We start from the raw sequence: 18100 nt of genomic DNA on the forward strand, positions 1-18100 counted from the left end.
CACAAGCAGCGACGAGGCGGACATCGCGACCGCTGCGATGAGCGGCGTCACATGCCCAGATATGGCGATCGGCACCGCAAACGCGTTGTAGACGATCGCAATTGCGATGTTCTGCCCGATCAGTCGGCCCGCCTTGCGGGAAATGTCCAATGCCAAAGGCACAGCCAGGAGGCTTTCGCGCAGGAAGACGAAGTCGGCGGCATTGCGACCGACATCGGCCGCGGTCGCCGGGGCCATCGAGACATGCGCCGCACCAAGCGCGGGCGTGTCGTTCAGCCCATCGCCCACCATCAGAACCTTGTGGCCCTGCCTCGACAGAGCCCCGATCCGCTCGACCTTGCCGGACGGAAGCAGCGCCGGAACGTAGCTGTCGATATCCAGCGCCTTGGCGACTTCGGCACAGGCATTGGCGGTGTCGCCGGACAGCATCTCGACGGATACGCCGGCATCCTGCAACTTTGCGAGCGCTGCCTTGGCATCGGAGCGCGCCGCATCCTCGAACGCGAAGGCGGCGACGATCGTCCCGTTCTTCGATAGCACCGTCCCGCCATAGCCGCCATATTTACCTTCGCCGCCGGTCCGTGCCTTCCATCCAGCCCATCCGCGCCGGCCGAGACGCCAGGTGTTGCCCTCTGTGCTGGCCTCGATACCAAAGCCTGGGTGCTCACCGACGGATCCGAGACTGGGTTGACCGGAAAAGCCCGCGAAACCGGCTATGGCCTTCGAGAACGGATGGCGCGAATGCGCGGCGATGTCTGCCGCGATCGCCAGCATGGTCGGGTCGATGGACGGCGCGTTGACCAGCCTCGGCTGGCCGAGCGTGAGCGTCCCGGTCTTGTCGAACAGTGCGGTATCGATCGCCGCCAGCCGTTCCATGGCCGAACCATCCTTGACCATGACACCGGCTTCGAACAGGCGTCGCGCCGCGACCACCTGCACGATCGGCACGGCGAGGCCGAGCGCGCATGGGCAAGTGATGATAAGAACGGCAATTGCGATCGTCATTGCCAGGTGCCAGTCGCCGGACGCGACCATCCAGCCCAGGAACGTCAGCAAGGCCGCGAGGTGGACCACAGGTGCGTAGAGGGCAGAGACCCGGTCGGCGATCCTGCGATACTGGGAGCGGCCACCTTCTGCGGCTTCCATGAGCCGGACCATTTCGGCCAGGAAGGAATCCTTCGCGGCGGCCGTCGCCTGCATTTTCAGCGGACCGGTGAGATTGAGCATGCCGGCCTGAACCTGCGCCCCCAGGCCCACGGTGCGGGGCGTGCTTTCCCCGGATACCAGCGAGCAATCGAGATCCGAGTTTCCGCTGAGGATGTTGCCATCGACCGGAATTCGCTCTCCGGCGGCGATGAGCAACTCCATGCCGGGTTCGATCTCGCCGACCGGCAGGTAGTCGCGGATGGCATCGCCACGCAGCACTACGGCGCCGCGCGCTGCGAGCCGTGCCAGTCCGTTCACCGCGGTCCGTGCCCGCTCCCGCATCACATGATCCAGTGTGCGGCCGATCAACAGGAAGAACAGCAGCGACACCGACGCGTCGAAATAGGCGTGGTCGCCGTGGTTGATCGTCTCGTAGAGGCTCATAGCGTAGGCCAGCGAGACGCCGACAGCGATCGGCACATCCATGTTCATGCGTCCATGACGCAGCGCATTCCAGGCCGAGCGGAAATAGATGCCGCCGGCGAAGGCGAGCGCGGGGATGGCGATCAGTGCAGACACCCAATGAAACAGATCGCGCGTCGGCCCCTCGGCGCCGGACCAGACGGACACCGAAAGCAGCATGATGTTGCCCGCCGCAAAGCCGGCGACCGCGACGGCGCGGATCAGTTCCGAGAGCGTCTTGTCCTGGCCGTCAGCCTCCGGATCGAACAGGTGCGCATCGTAGCCCAGCCGCCCAAGCGTGGCGACGATTGGCGGAACCTCGTCACCGTGCCACCGCACCGAAACGCGCTTTGTCGACAGATTGACGCGCGAGCTCTCGATACGCCCGAGCTTTCCAAGCGCTGTCTCGATCGTCTGAATGCAGGCTGCGCAGTGAACCGCCGGTACCGAGAGATCCGTTTGGCGCAGATCCCCGCCAAGCGAGCGGCTAGCCAACCGCATTTCCTGGCTTGACGGCAGGGCGGCTGCGCTCTCGTTCAGAGCCAACGCCATTTCAGCGCCCGGTGCACAACAGCTCATTGCAGCGCTCCATGGGAGATCATGATTCTACGGACGTCGCGATAGGGTTCCGCGAGACCGGCATCGGCATCGACTTCGACGATCCAGACGCCATCTCTCGGCGTGTGCTGCGCTGCAAATTCTTGGCCCGCGGAGGCCAGAATGATGGACTTGTCCTCTGCCTCGTAGGCGGGGTGGCGAAACAAAACCTTCACCGCGTGCAGGGGAACGGGTTTGCCTGCGGCATCGCTGAGGCCGTAGCGGACCTCACCCCATGCGATCGTCAGTTTGCCGGTCCAGCCGAGCGCCGCCCGCGCGCGCCCTTCCTCGGCCTTTCGGTTAAACTGCTGGCTCGCCACATAGGTGTTTTCGACAACGAGCCCGGTCCAACTCTTGCTGGCCAGCGTCGCCATGGTCAGGTTGACGCCAATGACCACGCCGAAGAAGTCGAGAATAATGAACAGCATATGCCGGCCGGTGAATTCGCGGGATTTCTGCGAATGGGCGCTCATCTGGCGGGCTCCGGTGCATTGAACGTGGCCGTGTATTCGGCGGATTCGAGGCCGGCCTTGTCCTCGATCAGGAACTTGAAGCTCTGCGCGGCGCCGCCGATCTGGTCGGCTGGCTGGCGGACGAAGACCTTCAGGGTCTTCAGCCGGTCGGGATCGGCCAGGGTGGCGAAAGAGCGGGCGGGGGGAAGCTCAATGCCGACCGTGCTCATCTCGGCGCCCGGCAGGCCTTGCAATGTGACGACGATCGTCCTCGGCTCGGGGATCATGTTGAGCAGCTTGACGGTGTAGCCGTTGCGGATCGAGCCGTCCGAGAGCGTCACGAATTGCGGATTGCGGTCGTGCAGGACGTTGAGCTCCAGGCGCTCGCGGGTCAGCAGCGAATAGAGCAGCGCGAGCCCGACCGCCGACCATGCGCCCAGATAGATGAAGGTGCGCGGACGGAAGATCTTGCGAATGTGGAAATGCGCCAACTTTTCCGAAAAGGCGCCGTCGGCAGTTCGCACCAGCGAGGGATCCACCGGGCGTGCCCCCCCCGCGGTGGCCACAGCCATGTTGGCATTGTAGTCGGACAATGTCGCATAGGAGATCAGCCCGCGCTGCCTGCCGAGCTTGTCCATCACGCTGTCGCAGGCATCGATGCAGAGCGCGCAGGTGATGCATTCGAGCTGCTGACCGTCCCGAATGTCGATACCCATCGGGCAGACCGCGACACAGGCATTGCAGTCGACGCAATCGCCAACTGGCTGTCCGGCGGCAAGGGCTTTCTTGGCATGGCGCGAGCGGGGCTCGCCGCGCCAGTCATTGTAAGTCACAGTGAGCGAATTCTCGTCCAGCATGGCGGCCTGGATGCGCGGCCATGGGCACATGTAGGTACAGACCTGCTCGCGCATCAGCCCGCCGAATGTGTAGGTGGTCGCCGTCAGCACGAGGATGGTCACATAGGCGACCGGCGCGGCGGTGCCATGGAAAACCTCACCGGCCAGTGTCGGCGCATCGGCGAAATAGAAGATCCAGGCGCCGCCGGTTGCTGCCGCTATCACCAGCCAGATGGCGTGCTTCGATGCACGCAGCACCAGCTTGCGTGCCGTCCATGGGCCGGCGTCAAGCTTCATGCGGGCGTTGCGATCGCCTTCGATCGCCCGCTCTACCACCAGGAACAGGTCGACCCATACGGTCTGCGGGCAGGTATAGCCGCACCAAGCGCGGCCGACCGTGGATGTAATCAGGAAGAGGCCGATGCCGGCCATCATCAGAAGTCCAGCGACGTAGTAGAATTCCTGCGGCCATATCTCGATGAAGAAGAAGTAGAAGCGGCGGTTGGTGAGATCGAGCAGCACTGCCTGATCGGGCGCGAACGCGCCGCGATCCCACCGCAGCCATGGCGTCAGGTAGTAGATGCCCAGCGTGATCGCCATCACCAGCCATTTGAAGCGGCGAAAGCTGCCTGAAGCGCGTTTCGGGAAGATCTTCCTGCGCGGGGCATAAAGCGGCTGCCGGACCCTGGCGGAGTTGACCGCCTCTGCCTCCAGCCGTTCCACCTGCGTCTGATCCAGCACCTTCATCTCCATTTGCGCACGACCGATAATCCCGCCCGAGCAACTCTTGCCGCCGGATGGGCTTCGCCGCGTTGATGCAGGTCAATCTTCACATGACGGAATGAAACGAGGCCCGGCGCTGGCCGGGCCTCTACGCTTTGGCGGCCGAGGGCCGAGAATAGGCCCCGCCTCCTATTCTCCGCCGCCAAGCGAATGGACGTAGACTGCAAGCTCCTTGACCTTGGTCTCGCCGAGACGTCCGATCCAGGCTGGCATGACGCCATGTTTCGGCGCGCGGACCTGGGCCGCGATGGCCGTCTCGCCCGATCCGTAGAGCCAGATCGCATCGGTCAGGTCGGGCGCCCCGAACTCCCTGTTGCCCTTCGCATTAGCGTCATGGCAGGCGACGCAATTTTCCGCGAACACCTTGGCGCCGGGCTCGATCAGGCCTTTGTCCTGGACCGGACCGGAAAGGCTGGCGACATAGGCGCTGACCTGCTTGATCTGGTCGCCCGTGATGATGTCGCCAAAGGCAGGCATTTCCGATTGCCGCGTATCAGGATTGGAGGCGAAGCGGATGCCGTGCATGATCGTCTGCTCGAGCTGCTCGGCATTGCCGCCCCACAACCAGTCGTCGTCGTTGAGGTTGGGGAAACCCGCGGATCCTTGGGCGCCTGAGCCGTGGCACTGCACACAATTGACCTTGAACGTCGCTCCGCCGGCCGCAACCGCGAATTCACGCAGCGCGTCATCAGCAGCGATCTCGGAGACGGTCTTCGCCTGGATGGCGGCGACATACTTGCCTTTTGCGGCTTCGGCCGCGGCCAACTCGTTCTTGACATCGTTGCGGCTGGAGTAGCCGAGCGCGCCCCTTGTCGCCGAAGACAGCATTGGCCACGCCGGATAGGCGATGGTGTAGCCGATCGCCCAGGCGATGGTGATGTAGAAGGTTATCACCCACCAGCGGGGAAGAGGGTTGTTGAGCTCCTTGATGCCGTCCCACTCATGGCCGGTCGTCGAGATGCCCGAGACGTCGTCGATATGCTCTGTGCTCATGATCAGTCGTCCTTGAGGGGAATGCGGGCGGCTTCGTCAGCCTGGCTGCGACCGCCGGGCCGCAGTGCGAAGGCAATGCATCCGACAAAGAACAGCGCCATGGCGAGCAGGCCCCAGCTGTCGGCGAATTCCCGCATCAGATTGTAATCCATGGTCGGTCTCCTCAGCGGTAGCCGGCGGCTTCGTCGTAGGTCTTGAAATCGACCAGAGTGCCGAGCATCTGGAGATAAGCGACCAGGGCATCCATCTCGGTGACCTGCAGCGGATTGCCGTCGAAGTCGCCGACCTTGGCTTTCGGATAGCGCTTTTCCAGGCCGGACGTGTCGGCACTGGGATCGGCCTGTGCCATCAGATCGGCATTGGCGTTGGCGATCATGTCGTCGGAATAGGGGACACCGACCCGGCTGTTGGCGACCAGATGCGTCGAGAAGTTCTTCACCTCGACCGGCGTATCCTTCAGGAAGGCATAGCGAGGCATGATCGATTCCGGCACCACCGAACGCGGATCGGCGAGGTGTTGCACATGCCAAGCGTTGGAGTAGCGATCGCCGACGCGCGCGAGATCGGGGCCGGTTCGTTTGGAGCCCCACTGGAACGGATGATCGTACATCGACTCCGCCGCCAGGCTGTAGTGACCATAGCGCTCGACCTCGTCGCGGAACGGCCGGATCATCTGGCTATGGCAGAGATAGCAGCCCTCGCGCACATAGATGTTGCGCCCCGCGAGTTCGAGCGGCGAATAGGGCCGCATGCCTTCGACCTTCTCGATCGTGTTGTCGAGATAGAAGAGCGGTGCGATCTCGACGATGCCGCCGACAGTCACCACGAGCAGCGAGCCAATGAGAAGAAGCGTCGCGTTCTTCTCGATGATTGCGTGTTTGTCCATCAAGCCCATGTGTGGCTCCTTATTCGGCAGGCTGGAGGGCGGGCTCGGAACCCGGCAACGGTTGCTCCTCGCGCTGGTAGCCGAGGATGGTCATGGTGATGTTCCAGGCCATCAGCAGCGCGCCGGAGAGATACATCGCGCCGCCCGCAGCCCGCATCACATAGTAGGGATGCATGGCAGCGACGGTTTCGGCGAAGGAGTAGACCAGGAAGCCCTGCTCATCATATTCGCGCCACATCAGGCCCTGCATGATGCCGGAAACCCACATCACCGCGGCGTAGACAACGATCCCCAGCGTGGCCAGCCAGAAGTGCCAGGTGACGAGCCGCAGCGAATACAGACGCTCGCGGTTCCAAAGTTTAGGCACCATGTAATAGATCGCGCCGAACGAGATCATGCCAACCCAGCCGAGCGCGCCGGAATGGACGTGGCCGATGGTCCAGTCCGTGTAGTGCGACAGCGAGTTGAACGCCTTGATCGACATCATCGGACCTTCGAAGGTCGACATGCCGTAGAAGGCGATGGCTACGACCATCATGCGGACAATCGGATCGGTGCGGATCTTGTCCCAGGCGCCGGAGAGCGTCATGAGGCCGTTGATCATGCCACCCCAGGAAGGCATCCACAGCATGATCGAGAACACCATGCCCAGCGTCTGCGCCCAGTCGGGCAGGGCGGTATAGTGCAGGTGATGGGGGCCCGCCCAAATGTAGAGAAAGATGATCGCCCAGAAGTGGATGATCGAAAGCCGGTAGGAGTAGACCGGCCGGTTCACTTGCTTGGGCACGAAATAGTACATCATGCCGAGGAACCCGGCGGTCAGGAAGAAGCCAACGGCGTTGTGGCCGTACCACCACTGCGTCAGCGCGTCCTGAACGCCGGAAAAGGCGGAATAGCTTTTCGAGCCCAGCAGCGAGGCGGGCATTGAGAGGTTGTTGACGACGTGCAGCATCGCGATGGTGACGATGAAGGACAGGTAGAACCAGTTCGCGACGTAGATGTGCGGTTCCTTGCGCTTCAGGATCGTGCCGAGGAACAGGATGAGATAAGCGACCCAGACGATGGTCAGCCAAAGGTCCACATACCATTCGGGTTCGGCGTATTCGCGGCTCTCGGTGATGCCAAGCAGGTAGCCGGTCGCGGCCATGACGATGAAAAGCTGATAGCCCCAGAACACGAACCAGGCGAGATCGCCGCCGAAGAGCCGGGCGCGGCAGGTGCGCTGCACAACATACAGAGACGTGCAAAGCAGCGCATTGCCGCCGAAGGCGAAGACAACGCCGGATGTGTGCAGCGGCCGCAGGCGGCCGAAGTTGAACCAAGGCTGGATGTTGAGGTCCGGGTAGGCAAGCTGCAAGGCAATGATCACGCCGACCAGCATGCCGACGACGCCCCAGAACATCGTTGCGATGGCACCGTAACGGACCGGCCCATCCATATAGGCGGAGGGATCAATCGGGACGGGCGCTGCAAAGCTCGTGTTGCGCAGGAGGACAACGACAGAACCGAGCAACACAAAGAACAGCACCCACATGTGCTGCCGGAAAGGTTCGTCGACACCAAAGCCGGCTGCCACCAGCGCCAGGAAGGTGAAGAAGCACAACAAGACAATTTCCGTGCCGAATTTCATGGCATGTCCCCGACCTTGGATTCTGGTGCGCGGACGTCGATCCGCATCGGCACCAATTCCGCAGTTGCTGCGGTGTCGCCTTGATCCAGGTCAAAGCCGCCTTGTTTTGGATTGGGCAGCCTCGATCCAGCCAAGGGAGACTGCATTGAGCGGGGAGCAAGGACCGTCGTTGTTCGATGCGCGCAGCGAAGACGCGATGGCTTCGGCGCGAGTGGGCAGGGAGGCGATCCCAGCCGCGGTGATGAAGCGCGCGCATTGGGAGAAGCTGCAGCTCTGCGTTGCCCTGGAAAGAATTGCAGACGCCTTGCCAGGCGTCGATCGTCTGAAGTGCCTCGGCACGGCCAACGCGATCGTTCCGCTGCTGCGCAGCATTCATCGATACGAAGAGACGGTCATCTTTCCCGCCTACGAGGTTGCGGTGGCGGCCAACAATGCGGGTGTTGCTTCAATCCAGCGGCTGCGCGCCGAGCACGTCGAAGACGAATGCTTCGCCGACGAGATCACTGAAATTCTGCTGGCGATCGGTCACGGCGAGAGGGTAGATAATGCAGAAGCCATCGGCTTCATGTTGCGCGGTTTCTTCGAAAGCCTGCGCCGGCATATAGCGTTTGAACGCGAGCACGTGCTGCCGCTGATCAGGATCGCAGATTCTGACTAGAACCGCAAGGGCGCCGGCGACGCCGGGTCTAGGCGCCGGAGCGCTGCTCCAGCCGGCCGAGGCTGTCCACCAAAACGCGCCGGTTGTTCTCGATCCGGATGACGTCATCGGTTCGCAGCCTGGTCAACTGGCGGCTTACCGTCTCGATCGTCAGACCGAGGAAATCCGCGATATCCGCGCGCGTCAGCGGCAGATCGAACGTCGCCGACCTGGCCGCCGGGTCGGCTGTGGGGTCGATGTTCCTGGCGATCATCAGGAGGAAGCTTGCCACCTTCTCCGACGCGGTCTTGCGGCCCAGCGTCACCATCCAGTCGCGCGCCTCATCGAGCTCGTTCAGCGCCTGCTTGAGCAGGCGATGTTCGAGCTCCGGCGATTCCTTCATCATGCGTTCGATGGCCGTCTTCGGGAACGAACAAAGGGAGACAGCCGTTGCGGCCTCCGCGTTGATTTCGCTTTCCGCCTTGAACGGACGTCCCAGAAAATCCGGCGCGAACTGGAGGCCGACAATCTGCTGGCGTCCATCCGAAAGGCTCTTCGTCAGTTTCACGACGCCGGAAAGTATGTTCGAATAGCTGTCGATGGCCTGGGCGTCGCCGATCAGTTCGGCCCCGGGCTCGACACTGTGCCTTGACGAGGTTCTGGCGAGCCCGACGAGCTGGTTGGGATCGAGCGCGCCGCAGACGCCGCGATGCCGCGCTTCGCAGGACTGGCAAAGCACGGGAATGCCGGAACTGTGAACGTCCTGTCTGACGGTCATTTCATCGCTCGAGGTCAAGATGCAGGCAGAATACCACCGCTGCCTCGAGAATCGTTGCGTCAGTTTGTCCTTGCCGTCAGCTGCTTTGACGAAGATCAAGGACGCGGCATTCTGGCGTTTCTAGGGTGCCGCTCATGCAGACAAATGCGGCCAACAACAGCCAGGCAAGTTTGACCGTCGCGGCGGGAGAAAACGTTCCGCGCTACACGAGCTATCCGACTGCGCCGCACTTTCACGCCGGCGTTGACGCGATAACGGTTCGCGGCTGGATGAACGCGCTCGAAGGCGATGACGAGATTTCACTCTACCTGCATGTCCCCTATTGCGACAGGCTGTGCTGGTTCTGCGCATGCCATACCAAGCAGACAAGACACTATGCGCCGGTAACGACTTTTCTGAGCGCTCTGCACAGGGAGATTGAAACGGTCGCGCAGCTTGTGAGCGACAGGGGTCGCATCCGAGCCGTCCATTTTGGAGGCGGTTCGCCGACCATGTTGAAACCCGACGACATGCTGGCGCTCGGAAAACTCCTGCGGCACCGGTTCGAATTTCTTGAGGACGCCAGTGTCAGCGTCGAAATCGATCCCAACGACATGGACGAGACCCGTCTGGACGCCCTCGCCGCAATCGGCATGACCAGAGCCAGTCTGGGCGTACAGGACTTCGATCCCAAGGTGCAGAAGGCGATCAACCGCGAACAGAGCTTTCAGTTGACCCGCCATGTTGTGGACGGCACCCGCGCGCGCGGCGTGAGATCCGTCAATCTGGACCTGCTTTACGGGCTGCCGCACCAGACACTCGAAAGCGTTGCCTCGACGGTCACGCAGGCGCTGACGCTGGAGCCCGACAGGATTGCGTTGTTTGGATACGCGCATGTACCGTGGTTCAAGAAGCATCAAACGATGATCGACGATGCGTGGCTGCCGCAGTCCGCCGAACGGTTGGCTCAGTCGCAGCTGGCAGCTCAGCTGATCGTGTCAGCCGGATATGAGGCAATCGGAATAGACCACTTCGCAAAGCCGGATGATGCGCTCGCCATCTCGGCTCGCGCCGGAAAGATTCGTCGCAATTTCCAGGGCTATACCGAGGATCGGTGCGAAACCCTGATCGGTCTCGGGCCATCCGCCATCAGCCGCTTCCGGCAAGGCTACGCACAGAACATCACCGCAACGGGCGAGTACGAGAAGGCTGTGAACAGCGGACAACTCGCGACGGGCCGCGGCATCGAGCTGAGTGTCGACGATGTCGCGAGAGGCTGGATCATCGAACGCCTGATGTGCCAATTCCGCTTTTCGGCCATCGATCTGGTGGAGCTCTTCGGATCGGTCGGCGAAGAGCTGCTCCTCGTGGCAAGCCGCCTGGCCATCGGCGGCGCCGGCAAGATGCTTGCACTCGACGGCGAGACCTTTGTCGTGCCGGAGGAGAGCCGCCCCATCGTCAGGACAGTGGCGGCGAGGTTCGATAAATATCTCGAAAAGGGAACGGGCAGACATTCCGTGGCAGTCTGAAACGGTCCGGGCGGCCGGTCAAAAGTGCTCGCCAACCCTGAACGGGCCGATGCGCGTTCCGGCCGCGATCAGATAGGCGGTCGACCAGCCGAGCAGGAGAAAACCGTTCACCCCTTCCAGTGCCGCCAGCACGCGCCATGCGTGAACAGGCACGATGTCGCCATAGCCAACCGTCGAGAAGGTGATGGTGGAGAAGTAGAGCGCCGTCTCGAAGTCGGGCAGGACGCCGAGCATGCGATACACCCCGGCCCACAACCAGACCTCGGCTGTCATCACGGCAAAAAGACCCATTACCACGCTGATCATCGCAAGAACGCGGCTTCGCCGACCATGCATGCGAAATCGCGCCACCAGATGTCCCATCGCACGGGTGACCGCGATGAGGCCGAAGGTGTGAATGACGACCGTCAGGCCTATGACGATCGTGCCGACCAACAGGTTGAGAGCCATGGGAGAAAATTAGGAACCGCGAGAGATGGTTTCCTTGCGCGAGATCAAACCTGAAGTCCAGGCAGGTTCCGCCAGGGCCAGCTATCGGCCACCGACTGTCGAAGTGGGTGGAAGCCGAAAGAACATCGCCAGTTTCAGGCTCGTCGCTATCCGCTGCGCCCGGTCGACAAACACTGCCGCTGTCTCCGGAGCGAAGAGTTCGGCCGCCGTCTGACCAAACAGGGCGCGCCAGATCTCGAAATCGGCCTCGGTGACATCCTTGAGTTTGAGATGAGCGGGCACCGGGCGGCCGTGATAGTCACCGCTCTTCAGGATGACGGAACACCAGAAGTCCGTCATTTTCTCCAGGTGCGGCTGCCAATCACCGGTGATCTCGCGTGCGAAAATCGGTCCAAGCCGTTCGTCGTTCCTGACTTTGGTGTAGAACTCGCGGACCAGTTTTCCGATCGACTCCCGATCGACACCGGCGTGGTCCAAGGGTTGTTCCGCGACGGGGCGCACCCTGTCGACCAAAGCTAGTTTCGAGGTCATCACATTCTTTGGTTGCTGCTGCTATCAGGACAAGCCCAGGCGCCGAAGGGCGGCCTGCACGAAACCGGGCCGGTCGCGGACAAGCCGGAAACCCAGATTGTCGGGCGGCGTTCCTGCGGCGCAGCCGCCGCTTTTGCCGTCCCGAATGAAGTTCGACATGTAGGTGCGGTGGAAGCCCTCCACGGCGTGCACCCCGCAATTGTCGATCGATCTGGCGATATCCGCACCGCCCCCAGCGACCGTCGCATGGACGTAGCATGTCGCAGTCCATTCCCAGATGTTGCCGGCAACGTCCGCCAATCCCTTCGAGTTGACACCAAAGGCGCCCTGTACCCTTGGTGCAGGATCCGGCTTCCGGCCTAGCGCGCTCTCGAGGCGATATTGGGCCAGCCAGCGTCGCGCGGGGTTGTTCGGGTCGCCATTGCCGCCCTCGATGTCAGCCCGGAATCGTTCGCCCGCAGCATAGGCCCACTCCGTGTCCGTGGGCAACCGCCATGCCTCACCGGTACGGGCTGACAGCCACCTCGCATAGGCTTCGGCATCGAGATAGCTCACACCCGTGACGGGAACGGTGCCCACGCTTGCCGTGTCAGCCGGCTTGCAGGCGTCGTCCGCCACGCAACCTGCATATTCCGAAACGCTTACCTGGTACTTCATGATTTCCAGCGGTGCATCGATCGTCTCCTTTACGACGGGCGCCGCGACGGGATGGTTTTCCTGGAGGAATTCCCCCGGCTGTGGGTGATAGAATGAGCCGGGCCCGAGCACCACCAGTTCGCGCACGGCCACCGGTTGAAGGGTCTCCAAGGAGCTCGTGTCGAGCGCATGGGTTATGCCCATGCCGATCAACGCGGCAGCTGCAATCGTTCCGGAGGCAAAGAGAGGGTCAAAGGACATCGCATCAAGTCCGGCCGTGAGTGCAACCCGTTGGCTCCGCCGCGGGTTGCACCGAGGTTCCGATCTCCCGCCTATGAAGCGATCGCCCTGGGCGCCTCGACCTGCATCATCAGGTCGTCACCTCCGCCGGAGCGCACGCATCACTTCATCAGGTCGGTCCAGATACGGGTATAGAGTTCGTCGACCTCGGCGGGGCAGACTTCCTGCCAGCCGCCGGCGGCAATGTACTCCGCCGGAATGTTCAACTCGGGCGCGGCCTTGATGTCGTCGCGCATGAATTGGGTCGAGCCCTTGATGCCGTTGGCATAGGTCGCGAAGTTCGAAATCAGGGCCGCGTTTTCAGGCGCCATGATGAAGTTCAGGAACTTCTTGGCATTGTCCGGATGCGGCGCGTCGGCGAGGATTGCCACGCTGTCCATGAACAGCGAATAGCCTTCCTTGGGGAAGCCGAGCTTTATGTCGGCATTGACCTGCCGCGCCCGGAATGCGGCGCCATTGTAGTAGAGCTGGGCCAGCGTATCGCGGCTGTCCATCTTTTCGATGCCGTAATCCATCGAGACCCAGGACTTCTTGGCTTCGAGCAGCTTGTCTCGAACCTTCTTCAGCAGCGCCTTGTCTCCGGTGCACCAAGTGCCGCCCATGTACCGGATGGCGGCATACAGAACATCGTTCTTCTCGGGCACGACATTGATCTTGCCCTTCAGTTCCTGCGGCGGATCGAGCCAGATTGCGCTGGTGTTGATGTCACCCTTGTAGACGGAAGTGGCAACGACCGGCCCAGTCATACCCCACTGCCACGGCACAGAGTAATGACGGCCCGGATCCCAGCCGACATTCACCCAGCGTTCGTCGACATTCTTGAAATTCGGCATCTGGTCGGGCCGCGATTCAAGGAGGAGACCCTCTTTGATCCAGATCGGCACGAAATTGGCCGACGGAACCACCATGTCGAAACCCGAGCCGCCCGCCCTGACCTTGGACAGCGCGGTATCGTTGGAGTCGTAGTCCGTCACCGTGACCTTGATGCCGGTTTCCTTCTTGAATTTTTCCAGGAGTTCCGGGCTGGTGTAATTGCCCCAATTATAGAGGCTCAGTTCTTCCTCTGCGAGGGCCGCTGAACTTGCCGCCGCAAGCAGCATCGCCGATGTCAGCGCCGTCAATATGGATCGCATGCTTGTCACTCCTCTGTAAGGTTGATTATTTTTTGCGGTTGATCAGATGCACGGCCGTCACCAGAAGGATCGAGGGCACCAAGAGCATGGTGGCGGCAGCATTGACTTCGGGGGTCATGTCGCGACGGATCTGACCCAGCATGTAGGTCGGCAGGGTTTCCTGTCCGCCGGACTTCACGAGATCGGTGATGACGACATCATCGAGCGAAATGACGAAGGCCAGCATGAAACCCGCTATGATGCCGGGCGCCAGCCTCGGAAGCGTCACATGCAGGAACGTCTTCCACGGATCCGCATAGAGATCGGCCGCCGCGGTTTCGAGGGTCAGATCCATGCCTTCCAGCCGAGCACGGATCGGCAGATAGGCAAACGGGATGCAGAAGGCCGTGTGCGCCAGGACCAGATAGCCGGTTCCCGAGTAGCCGGTTGCTGACTTGACTGCCGCGAACACGATCAGAAGCGAGATGGCCGTTACGATTTCAGGAACGATCAGAGGCTGGTTGATCAGGGCGTAGGAGACCAACTGCCCGCGATAGGCGTCGGTTCGGGTCATGGCGATGGCGGCCATCGTGGCCATGACGGTCGCCAGGACGCCGGCCACGGTGGCAAGAAACAAAGAGAAGAGAGCTGCATTGATGATCAGGTCGTTGTGCCAGGCCTTGACGAACCAATCGAAGGAGAAGCCGCCCCAGACGCCGAGCGAGGAGGTCGCGTTGAAGGCGAACACGACGAGGATGAGGATCGGCAAATAGAGAGCGACGATCGCCGATCGCGCAATAATGCTGAAGCCTGGCTGCGCCTTCAGATCGAATGCGTGCTGACTAGCGGCCATGCGCATTCTCCTTACCCGAACTTCCGCGGATGTAGATGATGAGCGCCACTGTCACGATCACCAGGAGGCAGATGGACAGTGCTGCGCCGAGGGGCCAGTTTCGACCCTGACCGAACTGCAGTTCGATCAGGTTGCCCATCATCATGTTCTTTCCCCCGCCCAAGACGCGCGGCGTCACATAGGCGCCGATTGCGGGGATGAAGACGAGGATCGATCCGGCGATCAGGCCCGGCTTGCAGGAGGGGATGACGATATGCCAAAGCACCTTTGAGCGCGTCGCATAAAGATCGTACCCTGCCTCCACAAGGTTGAAATCCATGCGCTCAAGGCTCGCATAGATCGGCAGCACCATGAGTGGCAGGTAGACGTAGACGAGCCCCAGGAGAACCGCCCCGTCCGTGAACAGCATCTGCATGGGCTTGTCGATCAACCCGGCCCAGATGAGGATATTGTTGACCGGCCCCTGATTGGACAGGATGCCCATGATCGCGAAGGTGCGGATCAGAAGATTGGTCCAAAAGGGGATCGTGATCAGCAGCATCCATTGCGACCGGACCTGCTCGGGCCGGGTCGCAATGTAATAGGCGGTCGGGAAGCCGATGAGCAGCGTGGCTAGCGTCGTGACCAGTGCCAGTTTGATGGAACGCCAGAAGATGATGAGATTGGCATCGGCCAGTACGAGCGTGTCGTCAAAGGGATCCCGCTCCACAAAGACGTTCGTCCAGCCGTCGAGGCTGAACTGACCGAGTGCGACGCCGCCGAAGGCGCCCTTTGCCATCACCGAATAGACAAGCATCACTGCAAGCGGCCCGACAGAGGCGATCACGATGGTCGCCAGGGCCGGCGCCTTGAGCAACCAGCGGCGCCGGCTTTCGGCGGTTCGGCGTGTGGCCGCCATCTCAGCGATGCTGGACATGTTCGCCTCCGAGCAGCCAGGCGCTATGGCTATGGATTCGCAGCCATACCTGTGTGCCGGACGTCCTGATTTTCTCTTGTTCCGGGCTGTTGGTCAGGCGGACTGTGAAAGTCGAACCGTCGTTCAGGCGCAATTGAAGGCGGGTGTCCGTCCCAACGAAAACCTCGTCCTCGACGACTGCAGGAATGCAGTCCGATGACGGGGAGTCGAGGACGTCGACATGTTCCGGGCGGATCAGGACCTGAACCGTCCCGTCGCCGGAAGTTCCGGCTTTGCCGTAGGCGGTAGCGACAGCGCCAGCAATTCTGACCTGGTGAGCATCCCCAGCGGCCTGCCCGACAAGCCGGCCGCTCAGAATGTTCGATTCGCCGATGAAGTCGGCGACGAACCTATCCACCGGAGCGTTGTAGATTTCTCTTGGACGGCCAACCTGGAGCACCCGCCCACGGTTCATGACGGCAATGCGGTCGGACATTGCCAGGGCTTCCTCCTGATCGTGCGTCACGAAAATAAACGTGATGCCGGTTTCAGTTTGGAGTCGCTTCAATTCGACCTGCATCTCCTTTCTCAGCTTGTAGTCGAGGGCCGACAACGGTTCATCGAGCAAAAGCACTTCCGGTTGCGGAGCCAGAGCGCGGGCCAGGGCGACACGCTGCTGCTGCCCGCCGGAGATCTCACTGGTCCGCCGGTCGGCAAGCGTTTCCATCCGCACGAGTTTCAGCATCGCGGCCACGCGATCCACGCACCTGGACTTCGTCCAGCCCAGCATTTTCAGTCCGAAACCGATGTTCTCGCCGACAGACATGTGGGGAAAGAGCGCGTAGTTTTGGAAAACCGTGTTGATTGGCCGCCGAAACGGCGGAAGCGCCGCAATGTCCTTGCCGCGGAGCAGGATTTGTCCGTTGGTCGGAAAGTTGAACCCAGCGATCAGCCTCAAAAGCGTCGTTTTTCCGCAACCGGACGGGCCCAGCAACGTAAAGAACTCGTTTTCGGTAATGTCGATCGACACATCATCAAGCGCCAGGAAGGCCGAGGCGCCGGTGCCATAACTCTTTTGCAGGCCGATCGCCTGGATCGCCAGGCGACGATCCGCGGTTTGCGGTTGGGTGGGTTGGGACAATGCCAGCATATCAGGCCTCGAAGGTAACGCGACCGCCGCAGACGGTGAGTGCAGGTGAGAGGGTGTTGATCTCCCCGGGTGAAACGGCCTCGATATCGCCGGATAGGAGGACAAAATCGGCGAAATGACCGGGTTTGAGTTGTCCCTTCCGGTCCTCCGCGTGTTCGGCATAGGCACCTTCGATCGTATAGGCGGCAATCGCCTCGTGGAGGGTGTAGCTCTGGTCTGGCAGATGCTGCGCCCAGGGCTCGCGGTTGACGGCCGCATGGATGCCGGCCAGGACGTCAATCCGCGCCACCGGCCAATCCGACGCAAAGACAACATGGGCTCCCGCCTGCTTTAAAGTCCGCCAGGCATAGGCAAGCGGCCAGCGATCGGGCCCGATGCGGGTCTTGGCCGGTTCAAGCGGGAAATCCATCACGCCCGGGGGATGAGGCGGCTGCATGGACGCGATCGCGCCAAGGGCAGCAAAGCGCGGAATGTCGTTGGGCTGGATGACCTCGATATGCTCGATCCGGTGGCGCGCGTCCCGCGGGCCATTGGCCTTCATGGCGGCTTCATAGCCGTTCAGGACCGCGCGCACCGCACCGTCGCCGATCGCGTGCACGGCGATCTGCAGACCGCGCCGGTCCGCCTCGGTCGCCATTTCCGTGAATTGGGCCTGCGTGAAGAGCGGTTCCCCGGTGAAGTCGGGCCGGTCTGCATAGCCGTCGACGAGATAAGCGGTGTAGCCTTCGATCACGCCGTCATAAAAAGCCTTCACGAGACCGGAGTTCAGCCAGTCCCCGCGATAGTCGTCATTCATGCGGGACGCCTTTTCCAGCATGTCGACCGTCATGAAGTTCTTGAAATGGAAGGGAACCTTGACGCGGCAGAGCAGGGCGCCCTGTTCCTGGATCTCGTCGAGCAGTTCCAGTGTGTAAAGATTTCCGTCCATGTTGTGGATCGACGTGATCCCGTGCCTGGCGCACCAGGCCAGGGCGGCTTTTATGGACGCCCGGTCCAGCGCCCTTTCCGCTGGCGTTGGCGGTTCGGGCGGCTCGCCTCCCGTGGAAAGCCCCAGCGACGAACGAAATGTGCCGGCATAGACATTGACCGGTCCGAAGGCCTCGACTTCGCGCAGTTCGCCGGTAGCAAGGCCATCGCCGCCCATGACCACCTCGTTGCCGGGGCCCAGGGCTTTGCCGTGGAGAAGCCGGACTTCCTCTAGCAGTATGGTGTTGGCCCACATTGTGTGATGGTCAAAGGCCACGAAGGCCAGGGGCCGGTCATCGAGGATGCTGTCGAGGAAATGCCGGTCGATCGGGCTGCCATCGAGCATGTCATAGTCGGCACCCTGGCAAAAAAGGACCTTCGCTTCCGGATTTGCCGCGGCGTGAGCCAGCACTTTTTCGCGGATCGCGGTTTTACCCTTCGTGCCCGTCAGCAACAGGTCATTGAGGATGGCGCCGCCGCCAAACACATGCATGTGCGC

At 61.8% G+C, this 18100-nt stretch carries 18 protein-coding genes; 2 read left to right on the forward strand and 16 right to left on the reverse strand.

Features of this window, described 5'->3' with window-relative positions; translation table 11 throughout:
* The 7 genes from EN745_RS12350 to ccoN all read right to left on the reverse strand — a co-directional run.
* Positions 1-2187, reverse strand: a 2187-nt coding sequence (locus tag EN745_RS12350; protein ID WP_127421366.1) for a cation-translocating P-type ATPase, incomplete at its 3' end; no start/stop codon positions are given.
* Positions 2184-2678 (reverse strand): FixH family protein, encoded by a 495-nt coding sequence (locus EN745_RS12355; RefSeq protein WP_127421367.1) that lies wholly within the window; start codon positions 2676-2678, stop codon positions 2184-2186. The genes EN745_RS12355 and EN745_RS12350, both read right to left, overlap by 4 nt.
* Positions 2675-4234 (reverse strand): cytochrome c oxidase accessory protein CcoG, encoded by a 1560-nt coding sequence (gene ccoG, locus EN745_RS12360; RefSeq protein WP_189363030.1) that lies wholly within the window; start codon positions 4232-4234, stop codon positions 2675-2677. Before ccoG ends, EN745_RS12355 begins: the two co-directional genes overlap by 4 nt.
* Positions 4235-4405: 171 nt before the next feature.
* Entirely contained in the window at positions 4406-5269 is an 864-nt protein-coding gene (gene ccoP / locus EN745_RS12365; RefSeq protein ID WP_127421369.1) for a cytochrome-c oxidase, cbb3-type subunit III, read from the reverse strand.
* 2 nt (positions 5270-5271) lie between these two features.
* The gene (locus tag EN745_RS12370; protein WP_019860163.1) at positions 5272-5421 is read right to left on the reverse strand and encodes a CcoQ/FixQ family Cbb3-type cytochrome c oxidase assembly chaperone; all 150 of its coding nucleotides are present in this window, start codon (positions 5419-5421) and stop codon (positions 5272-5274) included.
* An 11-nt stretch (positions 5422-5432) separates the two neighbouring features.
* The gene (gene ccoO, locus EN745_RS12375; protein ID WP_126058908.1) at positions 5433-6164 is read right to left on the reverse strand and encodes a cytochrome-c oxidase, cbb3-type subunit II; all 732 of its coding nucleotides are present in this window, start codon (positions 6162-6164) and stop codon (positions 5433-5435) included.
* 10 nt (positions 6165-6174) lie between these two features.
* Positions 6175-7785, reverse strand: a complete 1611-nt coding sequence (gene ccoN / locus EN745_RS12380; RefSeq protein ID WP_127421370.1) for a cytochrome-c oxidase, cbb3-type subunit I — start codon at positions 7783-7785, stop codon at positions 6175-6177.
* Positions 7786-8026: 241 nt separating this feature from the next.
* On the opposite strand from ccoN, the gene EN745_RS12385 reads away from it, so the two are divergent.
* Entirely contained in the window at positions 8027-8443 is a 417-nt protein-coding gene (locus EN745_RS12385; protein WP_127406591.1) for a hemerythrin domain-containing protein, read from the forward strand.
* A 28-nt stretch (positions 8444-8471) separates the two neighbouring features.
* On the opposite strand, the gene EN745_RS12390 is transcribed toward EN745_RS12385, so the two are convergent.
* Complete coding sequence (locus EN745_RS12390) at positions 8472-9200, reverse strand: Crp/Fnr family transcriptional regulator (RefSeq protein ID WP_127421371.1); 729 nt, start codon at positions 9198-9200, stop codon at positions 8472-8474.
* A gap of 134 nt (positions 9201-9334) precedes the next feature.
* Between EN745_RS12390 and hemN the strand changes: the two genes are divergently transcribed.
* Positions 9335-10708 (forward strand): oxygen-independent coproporphyrinogen III oxidase, encoded by a 1374-nt coding sequence (gene hemN, locus EN745_RS12395; RefSeq protein ID WP_127406672.1) that lies wholly within the window; start codon positions 9335-9337, stop codon positions 10706-10708.
* A gap of 18 nt (positions 10709-10726) precedes the next feature.
* On the opposite strand, the gene EN745_RS12400 is transcribed toward hemN, so the two are convergent.
* The 8 genes from EN745_RS12400 to EN745_RS12435 all read right to left on the reverse strand — a co-directional run.
* Entirely contained in the window at positions 10727-11143 is a 417-nt protein-coding gene (locus EN745_RS12400) for a potassium channel family protein (protein WP_245487703.1), read from the reverse strand.
* A 96-nt stretch (positions 11144-11239) separates the two neighbouring features.
* Entirely contained in the window at positions 11240-11689 is a 450-nt protein-coding gene (locus tag EN745_RS12405; protein ID WP_127421373.1) for a group III truncated hemoglobin, read from the reverse strand.
* A gap of 24 nt (positions 11690-11713) precedes the next feature.
* On the reverse strand, positions 11714-12586 hold the full coding sequence (locus tag EN745_RS12410; protein ID WP_127421374.1) for an SUMF1/EgtB/PvdO family nonheme iron enzyme: 873 nt from the start codon (positions 12584-12586) through the stop codon (positions 11714-11716).
* Positions 12587-12726: 140 nt separating this feature from the next.
* A complete protein-coding gene (locus tag EN745_RS12415; RefSeq protein WP_126058919.1) occupies positions 12727-13758 on the reverse strand; it encodes an extracellular solute-binding protein in 1032 nt (343 codons plus the stop codon).
* Positions 13759-13783: 25 nt separating this feature from the next.
* The gene (locus EN745_RS12420; RefSeq protein ID WP_126058920.1) at positions 13784-14590 is read right to left on the reverse strand and encodes an ABC transporter permease; all 807 of its coding nucleotides are present in this window, start codon (positions 14588-14590) and stop codon (positions 13784-13786) included.
* A complete protein-coding gene (locus EN745_RS12425) occupies positions 14580-15506 on the reverse strand; it encodes an ABC transporter permease (RefSeq protein WP_127421375.1) in 927 nt (308 codons plus the stop codon). The genes EN745_RS12420 and EN745_RS12425 overlap by 11 nt, the downstream gene beginning before the upstream one ends.
* The gene (locus tag EN745_RS12430; RefSeq protein ID WP_127421376.1) at positions 15490-16635 is read right to left on the reverse strand and encodes an ABC transporter ATP-binding protein; all 1146 of its coding nucleotides are present in this window, start codon (positions 16633-16635) and stop codon (positions 15490-15492) included. The genes EN745_RS12425 and EN745_RS12430 overlap by 17 nt, the downstream gene beginning before the upstream one ends.
* Before the next feature lies 1 nt (position 16636).
* Positions 16637-18100: amidohydrolase (locus EN745_RS12435; protein WP_145992015.1), on the reverse strand; the 1464-nt coding region annotated here is incomplete at its 5' end.

The organism is Mesorhizobium sp. M4A.F.Ca.ET.022.05.2.1 (assembly GCF_003998845.1).
In the GTDB taxonomy this organism is placed as follows: Bacteria; Pseudomonadota; Alphaproteobacteria; order Rhizobiales; family Rhizobiaceae; genus Mesorhizobium.

What these genes read in the sequence shown, in the direction of transcription:
- EN745_RS12355 (WP_127421367.1), bottom strand. Translation starts at nt 2,678, where the DNA reads ATGAGCGCCCATTCGCAGAAATCCCGCGAATTCACCGGCCGGCATATG.
- ccoP (WP_127421369.1), bottom strand. Translation starts at nt 5,269, where the DNA reads ATGAGCACAGAGCATATCGACGACGTCTCGGGCATCTCGACGACCGGC.
- EN745_RS12370 (WP_019860163.1), bottom strand. Translation starts at nt 5,421, where the DNA reads ATGGATTACAATCTGATGCGGGAATTCGCCGACAGCTGGGGCCTGCTC.
- ccoO (WP_126058908.1), bottom strand. Translation starts at nt 6,164, where the DNA reads ATGGGCTTGATGGACAAACACGCAATCATCGAGAAGAACGCGACGCTT.
- ccoN (WP_127421370.1), bottom strand. Translation starts at nt 7,785, where the DNA reads ATGAAATTCGGCACGGAAATTGTCTTGTTGTGCTTCTTCACCTTCCTG.
- EN745_RS12385 (WP_127406591.1), top strand. Translation starts at nt 8,027, where the DNA reads ATGAAGCGCGCGCATTGGGAGAAGCTGCAGCTCTGCGTTGCCCTGGAA.
- EN745_RS12390 (WP_127421371.1), bottom strand. Translation starts at nt 9,200, where the DNA reads ATGACCGTCAGACAGGACGTTCACAGTTCCGGCATTCCCGTGCTTTGC.
- hemN (WP_127406672.1), top strand. Translation starts at nt 9,335, where the DNA reads ATGCAGACAAATGCGGCCAACAACAGCCAGGCAAGTTTGACCGTCGCG.
- EN745_RS12405 (WP_127421373.1), bottom strand. Translation starts at nt 11,689, where the DNA reads ATGACCTCGAAACTAGCTTTGGTCGACAGGGTGCGCCCCGTCGCGGAA.
- EN745_RS12410 (WP_127421374.1), bottom strand. Translation starts at nt 12,586, where the DNA reads ATGTCCTTTGACCCTCTCTTTGCCTCCGGAACGATTGCAGCTGCCGCG.
- EN745_RS12415 (WP_126058919.1), bottom strand. Translation starts at nt 13,758, where the DNA reads ATGCGATCCATATTGACGGCGCTGACATCGGCGATGCTGCTTGCGGCG.
- EN745_RS12420 (WP_126058920.1), bottom strand. Translation starts at nt 14,590, where the DNA reads ATGGCCGCTAGTCAGCACGCATTCGATCTGAAGGCGCAGCCAGGCTTC.
- EN745_RS12425 (WP_127421375.1), bottom strand. Translation starts at nt 15,506, where the DNA reads ATGTCCAGCATCGCTGAGATGGCGGCCACACGCCGAACCGCCGAAAGC.
- EN745_RS12430 (WP_127421376.1), bottom strand. Translation starts at nt 16,635, where the DNA reads ATGCTGGCATTGTCCCAACCCACCCAACCGCAAACCGCGGATCGTCGC.